The following is a 13,834-nucleotide window of genomic DNA, read 5'->3' as shown; positions in this document are numbered from 1 at the left end:
TACCGGTGGCGGTGCGCGCTAATGTGTCCATCGCATGACTTCTGAATTCCATGATCCAAGGAAACATCCGCCCAGGGGAGGGACCCTTGGGCGAATTTGAGTGGGGTAGGCGATCCGTGAGTCCGACCCGCCGTGCGACCGGGCGCAGCAGAGCCCGACGTCAGGCGACGAGCGCCGCCGCTCTCGCGCTGGTCTTGGCCGGCGCGACGGCGTGCGCCTCCGATAACGAGTTCGGCCGACTGGCCATGCCCGAGCCGATCACCGAGCAGGGCCAACGCGTCCTGTCCCTGTGGCAGGGCTCGTGGATCGCGGCGTTCGCCGTCGGCGTGGTCGTCTGGGGCCTCATCATCTGGGCGTGCGTCTTCCACCGTAAGCGCGCCCAGCAGAAGCGCTACGAGGAGCTTCCGCCGCAGGTCCGGTACAACCTGCCGATCGAGATCCTCTACAGCGTGCTGCCGTTCATCATGATCGCGGTGTTCTTCTACTTCACCGCCCGCGATCAGGACTACCTGAACGACATGAAGGCCAAGCCGGACGTGACCGTGAAGGTCGAGGGGTTCCAGTGGAGCTGGCGCTTCACGACCGAGACCCAGGGCAAGACGGTCACCGTCGTCGGCAGGCCGGGCCAGGACCCGCAGCTGGTGCTCCCGAGCGGCGGCAAGAACATCCGCTTCAACCTGGAGTCGCCGGACGTCATCCACTCGTTCTGGGTGCCCGCGTTCCTGTTCAAGCGCGACGTCATCCCGGGGGTCCACAACTCGTTCCAGCTCAAGACGCTGGACAAGAACGGCGTCTTCGCCGGGCGGTGCGCCGAGCTGTGCGGCACCGACCACGCGCGCATGCTGTTCACCGTGAAGCTCGTCCCGCCGGGTGAGTTCGACCAGTACATCCAGAGCCAGGCTGGGAGAGCCCAGTGACCGCGATTACCGCCGGAGGCGCGCAGAGGCGCCCCTCCCGCAAGGGTTCGATCATCGTTTCGTGGATGTCCTCCACGGACCACAAGGTGATCGGGTACATGTACCTCATCACGTCGTTCGTGTTCTTCCTGATCGGCGGCCTGATGGCGCTGGTGATCAGGCTCGAGCTGGCCCAGCCGGGCCTGCAGTTCACGAGCAACGAGCAGTTCAACCAGCTGTTCACCATGCACGGCACGATCATGCTGCTGATGTTCGCGACGCCGCTGTTCGTCGGGTTCGGCAACGTGATCATGCCGCTGCAGATCGGCGCCCCCGACGTGGCGTTCCCGCGCCTGAACATGTTCAGCTACTACCTGTTCCTGTTCGGCGGCATCATCACGATCAGCGGGTTCTTCACCCCGGGCGGCGCGGCGAGCTTCGGCTGGTTCGCGTACACCCCCCTGTCGAACGGCATCTCCTCGCCGGGCGTCGGCGGCGACCTGTGGATCATGGGTCTGGTGCTGTCCGGCCTGGGCACGATCCTGGGCGCGGTGAACTTCATCACCACGGTCGTCTGCATGCGGGCCCCGGGCATGACCATGTTCCGGATGCCCATCTTCACCTGGAACATCTTCATCACCTCGATGCTGGTGCTCCTGGCGTTCCCGGTGCTGACCGCGGCCCTGCTCGGCCTCGCCGCCGACCGCAAGCTCGGCGCGCACCTGTTCGACGCCGAGACCGGCGGCGCCATGCTGTGGCAGCACCTGTTCTGGTTCTTCGGCCACCCCGAGGTGTACATCGTCGCCCTGCCGTTCTTCGGCATCGTGACCGAGGTCCTGCCGGTCTTCAGCCGCAAGCCCGTCTTCGGCTACACCGGCCTCGTCGGCGCGACCATCGCCATCGCCGGCCTGTCGATGACCGTGTGGGCGCACCACATGTTCCCGACCGGCCAGGTGCTCCTGCCGTTCTTCTCCTTCATGACGTTCCTCATCGCGGTGCCCACCGGGATGAAGTTCTTCAACTGGATCGGCACGATGTGGCGCGGCCACCTCACGTTCGAGACGCCGATGCTGTTCGCCATCGGCTTCCTGGTGACCTTCCTCTTCGGCGGTCTGACCGGCATCATCCTGGCCTCGCCGCCGCTGGACTTCCACGTCACCGACTCGTACTTCGTCGTGGCGCACTTCCACTACGTGCTCTTCGGCACCGTGGTCTTCGCGATGTTCTCGGGCTTCTACTTCTGGTGGCCCAAGTTCACCGGCAAGATGCTCCACGACGGCTGGGGCAAGGTCCACTTCTGGACCCTGTTCTTCGGCTTCCACCTGACGTTCCTCGTCCAGCACTGGCTCGGCGTCGAGGGCTTCCCGCGCCGCTACGCCGACTACGCCCCGAACGACGGCTTCACCGACCTGAACCTCATCTCGTCGGTCGGCGCGTTCATCCTGGGCGCCTCCACGCTTGCGTTCTTCTGGAACGTGTGGCGGACGCACAAGCAGGGCGAGCAGATCCTGGTCGACGACCCGTGGGGCTACGCCAACTCGCTGGAGTGGGCGACGTCCTGCCCGCCGCCGCGGCACAACTTCACGAGCCTGCCGCGCATCCGCTCCGAGCGCCCGGCGTTCGACCTGCACTACCCGCACGTGACCGGGGTCGCCCCGGTCGCCGCCTCCGCCACCGCTGCTTCCGTGACGGAAGGGACTGACCGATGAAGGTTCAGGGCTGGCTGTTCCTGATCTGTGGCATCTTCTTCGCCGCCACCGACGTCGTGTACTGGTTCTGGTCGAAGGACCCGACGGGCACCACGGCCCTCGGCATCACCGTCGGCCTGGCCTTCATGATCGGCTACTACCTGCTGTTCACCGCGCGGCGCATCGGCCCGCAGCCGGAGGACAACAAGGAGGCCGAGGTCAGCGACGGCAACGGGGAGATCGGCTTCTTCAGCCCGCACAGCTGGTGGCCGCTCTTCGTGGCGCTGGCCGCGGCGCTCGCCACGGTGGGCTTCGTGATCGGCTGGTGGCTGTTCATCATCGGCGTCGCCGCGGTGCTGATGACGACGATCGGCTTCGTCTTCCAGTACTACCGGGGGCACTTCTCGCACTGAGAAGTCCCGTTCGCACCTGGTCGCGGGGGACCGGCACATCCCGGGAAGGATGTGTCGGTCTCCCGCGATACTGTTTGATACAGAACTTCTTGGCCGTAGCGGGCGTCAGAAGAAGGTAACCTCTGCCCCGTGTGCGGCCCGCTCGGGGTGGTACGGGGACATGAGTGGGTAGGCAAGCAACGGCTGACCTGCTGACAGGAGGACGACGGTGCGTAAAGGCGTCCGGAGCAAGCGGACGATCCGGCTCTTGGCCGCAGTGGCGGGGATCCCACTGCTGCTGTCCGCGTGCTCAGGGGGCGGCGGCAAGTCCGGCGGGGGCGGCATCGGTCCGGTCAAGAAGGAACCCGCGCCGGCGACGGTCGCGATAGCCCCGGTCAACGGCGCCAAAAAGGTGCTTCCCGACAAGGGCATCACCGTGTCGGCCCAGGGCGGCAGGCTGCAGAGCGTCAAGGTCCAGGGCAAGGGCGCCAAGAAGGGCGGCCTGATGAGCGACGACAAGACGCGCTGGCGCAGCGAGTGGAACCTCCACCCCTCCTCGACGTACACCGTCACCGCCACCGCGGTGAACGAGGCCGGCAAGACCACCGAGGTCACCAGCACCTTCAGCACGCTCAAGCCGAGCAAGACCTTCGGCATCGCCGACATCACGCCCTCGCAGGGCGAGACGGTCGGCGTCGGGATGCCGATCATGGTGCGCTTCGACGCCCCGGTGCACAACCGCGCCGAGGTCGAGAAGGCGCTCGAGGTGCAGATGTCCAAGCCGGTCGAGGGCGCCTGGCACTGGTTCGACAACCAGCGGGTGGACTTCCGGACCAAGCACTACTGGCCGAAGAACACCAAGGTCAAGTTCATGGCGCACCTGGCCGGGGTGCGGGGGGCCAAGGGCACCTACGCCACCAAGGACTACGTGCGCGAGTTCAAGGTCGGCCGGTCGCAGATCAGCACCGTGGACACCCGCTCGCACTACATGACCGTCAAGCGCGACGGCAAGGTCATCCGCAAGATCCCGATCAGCGCGGGCAGCGGCGCCAAGTACAAGTGGATCACCACGAACGGCAAGCACCTGGCGATGGAGAAGTCCTACCACGTGGTCATGGACTCCAGCACGCTCGGCTGCCCCAAGGGCTGCCCCGACTACTACCGCCTCGACGTCTACTACACCGTCAAGTTCTCCGACAGCGGTGAGTACGTCCACGGCGCGCCCTGGTCGGTGGGCTCCCAGGGGCGGGCGAACGTCAGCCACGGCTGCATCAACGCCAGCACCGAGAACGCCAAGTGGTTCATGAACACCACGCTCCGCGGCGACCCGATCAACGTGACCGGGACCAGACGCCCCCTGGAGCACATGAACGGCTGGGCGCACTGGGAGATCTCCTGGAAGAACTGGGTGAAGGGCAGCGCGCTGAAGACCAGCGTCAAGCCCGGCGACAACGTCACCCCCACGCCCGAGAAGACCCCGGAGCGCTCCGACACCATCGCGACGCCCACCGCCACCGGCAGCCCGGGCGCCTGAGCCCGCCCGGTCCCGCACACGCGAGCGAACGGCCCGCCTCTCCGGAGGCGGGCCGTTCGCCGTTCCCCTGACCTGAGCGCGGGGGCTCCGGACGTGGACGCCGTACGGCGGCACGCCACGCCCGGCGTACGGCGGACGCGGGCGGCCGGCCGTACGGCACGGGCGGGGGCCTCGCGTGGGAGCGAGGGGCGGTGGAGCGGGGGCAGGGCACGAGAAAAGGGGCCGGTCGCCCGGCCCCTTCCCCAGGTCCCCCGGTCAGCGGCCGCCGATGATCTGGACGGAACCGTTGACGCAGTGGCTGCCGTTGTCGTAGCTGTTCCCGATCGCCAGCAGCTCGGCGAGGATGTCGAGGTCGACGTTGCAGATCTGGATCGGCGCGATCTGCTTGTTGGTCTGGATGTCGCGGTCCTTCTTCACGACGTTCTTGTAGGACCACTCGTTGTGGCTGGACGAGTAGTGCCCGGGCCAGGGCCCGGCCAGGGCGGGCGACGCCAGTCCGACGCCTCCGAGGGCGGCCGCCGCGGCCGCCGTGATCGCGATCTTCCTGAGCATTCTTCAATCCCCCGATTGTCTGTCGATTGGCAGGACGGCCCGGCCGCGGCGCGCGGGCCGTCCCCGCGCGGACGAATCCCCACAACCAAGGCAGGGGTTGAGGAATCCGCCTGATCATCGCGCAACATCAGCAATGCCCACTGACGGGGCAATAATCCGCGCCGTCCCACCACAACCGGAAAAAGTGCCCGGCGCCCTCCGCCGCGCGGCGAACCGGTCCCACTGGTTACACTTCCGCCAGAAGCAAGCGATCAGGACGATCCTGGGAGGACAGCGTGGTCACCGCGATCGTGCACATCAAGACGGACGTGGCGCAGATCCCCGAGGTCGCGCAGACGATCGCGGAACTCGAGGGCGTGAGCGAGGTCTACTCCATCACCGGCGACTACGACCTGCTGGCCATGGTCCGGGTCCCCCGCTACGAGCAGATCGCCGAGGTCGTCCCGGCCCGCCTCAACAAGGTCCCCGGCGTCCTCCACACCGAGACGCACATCGCCTTCCGGGCCTACTCCAAGCACGACCTCGACGCCGCCTTCTCGATCGGCCTCCCCGACGCCGACTGATCGCGCGTCTCCGTTCACCGCGCCCGCCCGCCTGCCGGCCCGCCGCCGGACCCGGGGGAGGGGCGGGCTCGCCGAGGCCTCCTGGCGTCTCCTGGACGCTCCAGGGGGCCTTTCGCGTCACTCCTGGTGTTCCCGGTCCCTTTGGGGCGCCCGCGCTCCTGTGCGGCTTGTGTACGGCCTTGCGCGGCGTCGGGGCGCGTGGGGCAGGGGGGAGGAAGCGCGTCCCCGCCGCGGCCGGCCGAGGGACGGCGCGGGGAGTGGGCGTGGCCGCCGGGGTGGGATCAAGGCCGGGCCCGGCGCGAGCCGTACGGCATGCGGGCGCGCACGCCCAGGCCGGGACGGTCACGCGACGCCGGGCGGGAGCCGCGTGACCTGGGCGGGGGAGAGGCTCAGCGGAGCGAGCGGCTGCGCTCGATCCAGCGGTCGAGCAGGGCGGTGGCCCTGCCGGAGTCGACGGCCTCGGCCGCCCGGGCGTACTGGGCGCGCAGGGCCTCGGTGAGGTCGCCGTCCGGGGTGGCGTCGGCGACGAGCGCGGCGGCCGCGTTGAGGAGCACGGCGTCACGCACGGGGCCCTCGGCGCCGGCCATGACGTCGCGGACGACCTGGGCGTTGTAGTCGGCGTCGCCGCCGCGCAGGGCGTCCGGGGTGGAACGCGGGATGCCGAGGTCGGCCGGGTCGAAGGTGGTGCGGGTGGACGTGCCGTCGCGGACCACCCAGACCGAGGAGGTCGTGGTGGTGGTCAGCTCGTCGAGGCCGTCGTCGCCCCGGAAGACCAGCGCCGACACCCCGCGGTCGGCGAAGACGCCGGCGACGACCCCGGCCATGCGCTCGTCGAACACGCCGATGGCCTGGGCGGACGGCCTGGCCGGGTTGGTCAGCGGGCCCAGGAAGTTGAAGAACGTGGGGACGCCCAGCTCGCGGCGGGGAGGCCCGGCGTGCCGGAACGAGGGGTGGAAGATCGGCGCGAAGCAGAAGGTGATCCCCACCTCCTCGGCGACCTGCGCGGTGCGCTCCGGGGGCAGGTCGATCGCGACGCCCAGCCGCTCCAGCACGTCGGCGCTCCCGCAGGCCGAGGAGGCCGCGCGGTTGCCGTACTTGACCATCTTCGAGCCCGCCGCGGCGGCGACGATGGCGGCCATTGTGCTGACGTTCACAGTGTGAGCCCGGTCACCGCCGGTGCCCACGACGTCCACGAGGCGGCCGGAGATCGAGATGGGGGTCGCGTGGTCGAGCATGCCCTTGGCCAGGCCGGTGATCTCCGCCACCGTCTCGCCCTTCGCGCGCAGCGCGACGGCGAAGCCCGCGATCTGGGCGGGCGTCGCGACCCCGGACATGATCTCGTTCATCGCCCAGGCGGTCTCGTCCGCGCTGAGGGACTCCCCCGAGAGCAGGGCGGTCAGCAACGCGGGCCAGGTGGTGCGCGCGTCCATGTAGATCTCCTGGGCGATGCGGGGGGCGGTTTTTACCCGGCGGGCAGGGCGGCCCGGCGGCGGAGCAGCTCGGCGACGTTCTCGGCCAGCACGATCGGGTCGAGCGGCTGGGCGACGACGGCGTCGGCGCGGGACCAGTTGGCGAGCCAGCGGTCGTCGCGGCGCGCGATGAGCAGGCACACCGGCGGGCAGCGGTAGATCTCGTCCTTGGCCTGGCGGCAGACGCCCATGCCGCCGGCGGGCACGGCCTCGCCGTCGAGGACCGCGACGTCGATCGAGCCGGACTCCAGGTGCTTGAACACCGCGGGCTCGGTCGCGCACTCGACCACCTCGACGAGCGGCACGTCGGCCGCGGGCCTGCGCCCGATCGCCATCCGCACCTTGGCGCGGGTGCTGGCGTCGTCGCTGTAGACGAGAACCCTCATCGTTTCGTCGCTGCGCTCGGTCATCTCGTGGCAATCCAGTCGTCGGCCGGGTCGGTCACTCCGGATGCTACCGGTCGCCGACGATGTAGGGTCAGGGCAGTACGCGGTTTGACGTGAAATGCCCTGCTTGTCGAGACGTGTCCTGACCGTGATGCGCCCAAGCGGGGGGTCGCGCGGCATCCCGGCATGGGTTGACGCAATAATGCTGCACGTGGCGACAGCATCCGCAGTTACGACGACGACACCGCACTCGTCCCGCAGGCCGAACCTGGTCAGCGTGGGGACGATTGTCTGGCTGTCCTCTGAGCTCATGTTCTTCGCGGCGCTGTTCGCGGTGTACTTCACCATCCGGTCGGTGAGCATCGGCCGCGGCATGCCGTGGCCGGACGCGCACCTCAACATCCCGTTCGCGACGTTCAACACGATTGTCCTGGTCCTGTCCAGTGTGACGTGCCAGATGGGCGTGTGGGCGGCCGAAAAGGGTCAGGTCGGGAAGCTTCGGTTCTGGTACATCGTCAGCTTCCTCATGGGCGCCTTCTTCATCGGCGGCCAGCTGTACGAGTACAGCGAACTGGCGCACGAGGGCACCACGCTCTCCTCTGGGGCGTACGGTTCGGTCTTCTACCTGACCACGGGCTTTCACGGTCTGCACGTGACCGGAGGGCTGATCGCGTTCCTCTTCATGCTGGGACGCACGTACGCCGCGAAGCGCTTCACCCACGAGCAGGCGACCAGCGCGATCGTGGTGTCCTATTACTGGCACTTCGTTGACGTTGTCTGGATCGGCCTCTTCGCGACCATTTACATCATCCGATGACCCGAACGGGGAACTCTGTGAGTAGGTTCCACAGGGGGGCGGCGGCGCGGCGGCGGCATCCCCTCGCGAGATACGCCGTCCTCCTTCTGGCCCTCGCCCTCATCGGCGGGGTTTATGCCGTGATAGCGCCCGGTGGCGACCGCGCCGAGGCCAACAGCGCCGTCTCGACGAAGGCGGCCGACGACGTGGCCGCCGGCAAGAAGCTGTTCGAGGCGAGCTGCGCGAGCTGCCACGGGCTCAACGGCGAGGGCACGCCGCAGGCCCCGACCCTGGTCGGCGTCGGCGCCGCGGCCGTGGACTTCCAGATGAGCACCGGGCGCATGCCCGCGGCGAACCCGGGCGCCCAGATGCCGCGCAAGAACGTCCCGGCCTGGGTCAACGCGGACACCATCCGCCAGGTCTCGGCCTACGTCGACTCCCTCGGCGGCGGGCCGGCCGTTCCCTCGCGGGACATGGTCGACCCGGCCAAGGGCAACCAGGCCCGCGGCGGCGAGCTGTTCCGCGCCAACTGCATCCAGTGCCACAACTGGGTGGGCGCGGGCGGTGCGCTGACGCGCGGCAAGTACGCGCCGAACCTGAACGAGGCCACGCCCGAGCAGATCTACGAGGCGATGGTCACCGGACCTCAGGCGATGCCGGTGTTCAACGACACCACGATCACGCCCGAGCAGAAGCGCGACATGATCGCCTACATCGTGGGCGTCCGCGAGCAGACCGACCCGGGCGGCTTCGGACTCGGTCGCATCGGCCCCGTCACCGAGGGCCTCGCGGCATGGCTGGTCGGCATCGTTCTCCTGGTCCTCGCCGCCATGTGGATCACCGCGAAGCGGAAGCAGCATGACTGACAACACCAACGACATCAACGAGCCGGGCGAAGAGCGGGTTCCCAAGCGCATCCTGGGGACCCCGCCCTCCGAGGGCGGGTACCTCGTCCACGGGGAGCAGATCGACGAGTCGCGTGAGGCCCCGGGCATCTACGTCCAGGACCCGGACAAGGCGCGCCGTACCGAGAAGTACATCGCGCTGTCCTTCCTGATCACGTTCCTCGCGGGCATCGGCTTCATCGTCTCCTACGTGGTCTTCCAGGTCGGCGACCTGGACAGCACCGCGGTCTCGAACGCGACCCTGGGCGGCACGCTCGCCCTGGCGCTGCTCGGCCTGGCCGTCGGCATCACCCTGTGGGTGCGCGGCATCATGCCGAAGTACGAGATCACCGAGAAGCGGAAGGTCCTGGCTCCCTCGCCGGAGCAGCGGTCCGAGCTGAACCAGATCATCATCGACGGCGCGCAGCAGAGCGGTCTCGGCCGCTTCAAGCTCGTGCGCCGCACGCTGCTGCTGGCGGCCGCCCCGCTGGGCCTGCTCCCGATCGTGCTGCTGCGCGACCTGGGCCCCATGCCGAAGACCGCGCTGCGGCACACGGTGTGGAAGAAGGGCCTGCGCCTGGTCGTCGAGGGCACGGGGCAGCCGATCCGCGCGGCGGACTTCAACTCGCCGGGCGGCATCCTGTCCGTCGTCCCGCACGGCTACGAGCACGACATGAACGCCCTGGCCAAGGCGACGCTGATCCTCATCAAGCTCCGGCCCGAGGAGATCCAGCCGCCGACCAAGGTGGAGAACTGGACGGTCAACGGCATCGTGGCCTACTCCAAGATCTGCACCCACGTGGGCTGCCCGGCGGCGCTGTACGAGCAGACGACGCACCACATCCTCTGCCCGTGCCACCAGTCCACCTTCGACGCGACCCGCGGCGCCGAGGTCGTCTTCGGCCCCGCCGCCCGGCCGCTGCCGCAGCTTCCGATCGGCGTGGACAACGAGGGCTACCTCATCGCGCTGAGCGACTTCGAGGTGCCCGTCGGGCCCAGCTTCTGGGAGCGCGGCGACGCCGAGAAGAAGGTCCGTGAAGGAGAGAAGGCATGAGTCAGCCGACTGTCAAGCCCGAACTTCCCAAAGCGGCCGATGGACCCCTGAAGTTCATCGAGGAGCGGATCCCGACCGGGGACTTCCTCAAGCGCAACCTGCGCAAGGTCTTCCCCGACCACTGGTCGTTCCTGCTGGGCGAGATCGCGCTCTACTCGTTCATCATCCTGCTGCTGACCGGTACGTTCCTGACGCTCTGGTTCAAGCCGAGCATGGAGCACGTCGTCTACGACGGGTCGTACGAGCCGCTCAAGGGCGTCATGATGAGCGCCGCCTACGAGTCGTCGCTGCACATCTCGTTCGAGGTGCGCGGCGGCCTGCTCATGCGGCAGATGCACCACTGGGCGGCGCTGCTCTTCGTCGCGTCGATGATGATCCACATGCTCCGGGTGTTCTTCACCGGGGCGTACCGCAAGCCGCGTGAGCTGAACTGGCTCATCGGCCTGGGCCTGCTCACGCTGGCGCTGTTCGAGGGCCTCACCGGCTACTCGCTGCCGGACGACCTGCTCTCCGGCGCCGGTCTGCGCATCACCCAGGGCGTGATCGTGTCGCTGCCGCTGGTGGGCACGTACATCCAGTTCTTCCTCTTCGGCGGGGAGTACCCCGGCGAGGACATCATCTCCAGGTTCTTCACGATCCACATCCTGCTCATCCCGGGCATCCTGCTCGGGCTGGTCACGGCCCACCTGATCCTGATGTGGGTGCAGAAGCACACGCAGATGCCGGGCAAGGGCCGTACCGAGAAGAACGTGGTCGGCGCGCCCTTCTACCCGGCCTTCATGGCCAAGGGCGGCGCGTTCTTCCTGTTCACCTTCGGCGTGATCGCGCTTCTCGGCGCGTTCTTCCAGATCAACCCGATCTGGGCGTTCGGGCCGTACACGCCGGCGGACATCTCGGCGGGATCGCAGCCCGACTGGTACATGGGCTTCCTGGAAGGCTCCCTGCGCATCATGGTGCCCTGGGAGATCAACATCGCGAGCGACTACACACTGCCGCTCAGCGTGCTGATCCCCGCGCTGGTGCCACTGGGGTTGATCTTCACCGGCCTGGGCGTCTACCCGTTCGTCGAACGGTGGATCACCGGGGACAACCGTGAGCACCACCTGTGCGACCGCCCGCGCAACGCGCCGGTCCGCACCTCCATCGGCATGGCGGGCGTCACCTTCTACGGCCTGCTGTGGCTGCTGGGCGCGAACGACGAGATCGCGGCCAACTTCCACATCTCGCTGAACGCGACGACCTACTTCGGCCGCGTGATGATCTTCCTGGGCCCGGTGCTCGCGTACATCATCACGTACCGGATCTGCATCGGCCTCCAGCGCCGCGACGCCGACGTGATCGGCCACGGCGTGGAGACCGGCGTGATCAAGCGGCTGCCCAACGGCGAGTTCATCGAGGTGCACGCCCCGGCCTCCGAGCCGATGGCCGAGCACATCAAGGGCAAGAAGGAGATCCAGCGCTTCCCGGACACCACGGCCGACGAGGGCGGGGTGCCCGCGCCGGGCATGCGCGGTCTCATGGGCAAGATGCGCGTGAAGCTCAACCACGCCTACACGGCCGACGACGTGCCCCTGGAGGAGCACCACGACGGCCACGGCGAGCAGCACGGCGAGGTCCTGGCGGGCGAGCCCCAGAAGGGGATCACCCGGCACTGACCGGCCGCGACTGACCGGAAACCGAAGGCTCCGACGCCACCGGCAGGCCCCTGGCGGATCATCCGCCGGGGGCTTCGCCGTTCCCGGGCCCGCGTCCCGGATGTACGGCTCGCGCCCGCGCCGTACGGCGTGCGCGGGGCCGGGCGGGTCAGCGCAGGGGGCGGCCTTCGCGGGGGCTGCGGGGGCCGGGGGAGGCGTAGGCGCGCTCGATGCGGGCCCGCAGGCGCTCGGCGCCGTGGACGGGCTGGCTCCAGCCCTCGTCGAGGCGGACCAGGCGCACGCCGGGCGTGTCGAGCCAGCGCAGCACGCACTCGGTCTCCTCGGCGGTCGCGGCCGGGGTGGGGCCGGGGCCGGGGACGACGGTCTCGGCGGTGGCCACCAGCGCGTCCACGAACGGGACCGGGTGGGCGCCGCGCGGCATGGTGCCGGCGGCCGCGAGCCGCCCGTGGCGCACCACGTGGATGTCCCAGCCGCCGTCGAAGGTGGGACTGGCGGCGACGAACTCCGGCAGCCGGGTCAGCGACACCAGCCGCTGCATGCGGGCGGCGGCGCGCACGAACGCGGCCAGCCGGTCCCGCTCGGCCGCGGCCTCCTCGTAACGCAGCTCGGCCGACAGCCGGTCGATCCGGGTCTGCACGGCCGCCGCCACGGGGCGCACGTCGGTCTCCATGGCCGCGCGGGCGGCCCGGACGTGCTCGGAGTAGGCCTCGGGGGTCTCGCGGCCCTCGCAGGGGGCGCCGCAGCGGCCGAGCTCGTGCAGGGCGCACGCGGGGGTCGGCCGGCGCGGGGAGAGGCGGTCGTTGCAGCGGCGCAGCGGCACGGCCTCGTGGAGCGCCGCGCGGGCGTCCTCGGCGGCCCGGCCGCTGCCGAAGGGCCCCAGGTAGGCCGCGCCGTCGTCCTTGACCTCGCGCACGATCGACAGGCGGGGGAACACCTCGGTCGTGAGCTTGAGCCAGACGGCCTTCTCGGGGAAGCGGGAGCGGCGGTTGTAGCGGGGCTTGGCCGCGGCGATCAGGCGCAGCTCGCGGACCTCGGCCTCCAGGGCGGTGGCGCACACGATCGTGCGCACCCGCTCGGCGATGCCGACCATCTCGCGGACGCGGGGCCGGGTCTCGGAGGCGGTGAAGTAGGAGCGCACGCGGTTGCGCAGGTTGGTGCTCTTGCCGACGTAGAGCGCCTCGCCGCGCTCGTCCTCGAAGACGTAGACCCCCGGCCTCGCGGGCACGCCGTCGGCCAGGTGGCGCTTGCGCCGCTGCTCGGGGGTGGGGGCCCGGACGAAGCCCTTGAGCTCCTCCAGGGTGTGCACGTCGAAGGAGCCGACCCGCTCGATCAGGGCGTGGAGCACGTCGGTCGTGGCGCGGGCGTCGGCGAGCGCGCGGTGGCACGGCTCGGTGGAGGAGCGGAACACCCGCGCCAGGGTGGAGAGCTTGCAGTTGGGCACCTCGTCGCGGCTGAGCAGCCGCCGGGCCAGGTCGGCGGTGTCCACGACCGGGTTGGCGGGGGGCGGGTAGCCGTGCGCGGCGCAGGCGGCCTTGAGGAAGCCCATGTCGAAGGGGGCGTTGTGGGCGACCAGCACCGCCCCCCGGATGAACTCCAGGAACGCCGGCAGCACCTCGCCGATCTTGGGGGCGGCCATCACCATCGCGTCGGTGATGCCGGTGAGCACGCTGATGAACGGCGGGATCGGCCCGCCGGGGTCCACGAGCGTGCCGAAGTCGCCCAGGATCTCGCCGGCCCTGACCTTGACCGCGCCGATCTCGGTGATGGCGTTGTCGGCGGCCGACCCGCCCGTCGTCTCCAGGTCGAAGACGACGAACGTCACCTCCGCGAGCGGGGTGCCGAGCTCGTCGAAGGTCCCCTGAACAGCCACCACGCTGCCCGACCCTAGAGGCCGCCACCGACAGTTTCCCGAGCGGCCGGACGCGATACGGGCACGGTACGGCCACGGCCGGGTCGCGGGCGCCG

At 69.5% G+C, this 13,834-nt stretch carries 13 protein-coding genes; 9 read left to right on the top strand and 4 right to left on the bottom strand.

The genetic code is table 11. The features are described from left to right. The first annotated feature begins 116 nt into the window (after positions 1-116). From ctaC to D5H75_RS20585, 4 genes are all read left to right on the top strand, one after another. Complete coding sequence (ctaC, locus tag D5H75_RS20600) at positions 117-917, top strand: aa3-type cytochrome oxidase subunit II (RefSeq protein ID WP_242454391.1); 801 nt, start codon at positions 117-119, stop codon at positions 915-917. A 65-nt stretch (positions 918-982) separates the two neighbouring features. Next, positions 983-2,605, top strand: a complete 1,623-nt coding sequence (ctaD, locus tag D5H75_RS20595; protein WP_119928169.1) for an aa3-type cytochrome oxidase subunit I — start codon at positions 983-985, stop codon at positions 2,603-2,605. Beyond that, on the top strand, positions 2,602-2,997 hold the full coding sequence (locus tag D5H75_RS20590; protein ID WP_119928113.1) for a cytochrome c oxidase subunit 4: 396 nt from the start codon (positions 2,602-2,604) through the stop codon (positions 2,995-2,997). Before ctaD ends, D5H75_RS20590 begins: the two co-directional genes overlap by 4 nt. 256 nt (positions 2,998-3,253) lie before the next feature. Further along, positions 3,254-4,510, top strand: coding sequence for a L,D-transpeptidase (locus tag D5H75_RS20585; RefSeq protein ID WP_242454400.1), 1,257 nt, complete (start codon positions 3,254-3,256; stop codon positions 4,508-4,510). Between the two features lie 255 nt (positions 4,511-4,765). On the opposite strand, the gene D5H75_RS20580 is transcribed toward D5H75_RS20585, so the two are convergent. Next, a complete protein-coding gene (locus D5H75_RS20580) occupies positions 4,766-5,062 on the bottom strand; it encodes a hypothetical protein (RefSeq protein ID WP_119928112.1) in 297 nt (98 codons plus the stop codon). Positions 5,063-5,337: 275 nt separating this feature from the next. On the opposite strand from D5H75_RS20580, the gene D5H75_RS20575 reads away from it, so the two are divergent. Beyond that, the gene (locus tag D5H75_RS20575; RefSeq protein WP_119928111.1) at positions 5,338-5,625 is read left to right on the top strand and encodes an Lrp/AsnC family transcriptional regulator; all 288 of its coding nucleotides are present in this window, start codon (positions 5,338-5,340) and stop codon (positions 5,623-5,625) included. Between the two features lie 389 nt (positions 5,626-6,014). Here D5H75_RS20575 and trpD read toward each other — a convergent pair whose 3' ends face one another. Together trpD and D5H75_RS20565 are read right to left on the bottom strand one after the other, a co-directional pair. After that, entirely contained in the window at positions 6,015-7,055 is a 1,041-nt protein-coding gene (trpD, locus tag D5H75_RS20570) for an anthranilate phosphoribosyltransferase (RefSeq protein ID WP_119928110.1), read from the bottom strand. 32 nt (positions 7,056-7,087) lie between these two features. Next, positions 7,088-7,504 carry a response regulator gene (locus tag D5H75_RS20565; RefSeq protein WP_119928109.1) on the bottom strand — a complete coding sequence of 139 codons (417 nt, stop codon included), beginning with the start codon at positions 7,502-7,504 and terminating at the stop codon, positions 7,088-7,090. 127 nt (positions 7,505-7,631) lie between these two features. Between D5H75_RS20565 and ctaE the strand changes: the two genes are divergently transcribed. From ctaE to qcrB, 4 genes are read left to right on the top strand one after another with little or no spacing between them, the layout of a single operon-like run. Continuing rightward, a complete protein-coding gene (ctaE, locus tag D5H75_RS20560; RefSeq protein WP_479688596.1) occupies positions 7,632-8,297 on the top strand; it encodes an aa3-type cytochrome oxidase subunit III in 666 nt (221 codons plus the stop codon). Then, entirely contained in the window at positions 8,294-9,142 is an 849-nt protein-coding gene (qcrC, locus tag D5H75_RS20555) for a cytochrome bc1 complex diheme cytochrome c subunit (protein WP_119928107.1), read from the top strand. The genes ctaE and qcrC overlap by 4 nt, the downstream gene beginning before the upstream one ends. After that, complete coding sequence (gene qcrA, locus D5H75_RS20550) at positions 9,135-10,214, top strand: cytochrome bc1 complex Rieske iron-sulfur subunit (protein ID WP_119928106.1); 1,080 nt, start codon at positions 9,135-9,137, stop codon at positions 10,212-10,214. Before qcrC ends, qcrA begins: the two co-directional genes overlap by 8 nt. Further along, positions 10,211-11,869: a cytochrome bc1 complex cytochrome b subunit gene (gene qcrB / locus D5H75_RS20545; RefSeq protein WP_119928105.1), complete on the top strand. Its 1,659-nt coding sequence runs from the start codon at positions 10,211-10,213 to the stop codon at positions 11,867-11,869. Before qcrA ends, qcrB begins: the two co-directional genes overlap by 4 nt. A gap of 148 nt (positions 11,870-12,017) precedes the next feature. Here the strand turns inward: qcrB and D5H75_RS20540 are convergent, their stop codons facing one another. Then, positions 12,018-13,742, bottom strand: a complete 1,725-nt coding sequence (locus tag D5H75_RS20540) for a DEDD exonuclease domain-containing protein (RefSeq protein ID WP_119928104.1) — start codon at positions 13,740-13,742, stop codon at positions 12,018-12,020. Positions 13,743-13,834: the final 92 nt, after the last annotated feature.

Origin of the sequence: Bailinhaonella thermotolerans, assembly GCF_003594875.1 — a bacterium.
GTDB lineage: Bacteria > Actinomycetota > Actinomycetes > Streptosporangiales > Streptosporangiaceae > Bailinhaonella > Bailinhaonella thermotolerans.
This window is presented reverse-complemented; position numbering and strand designations above follow the sequence as displayed.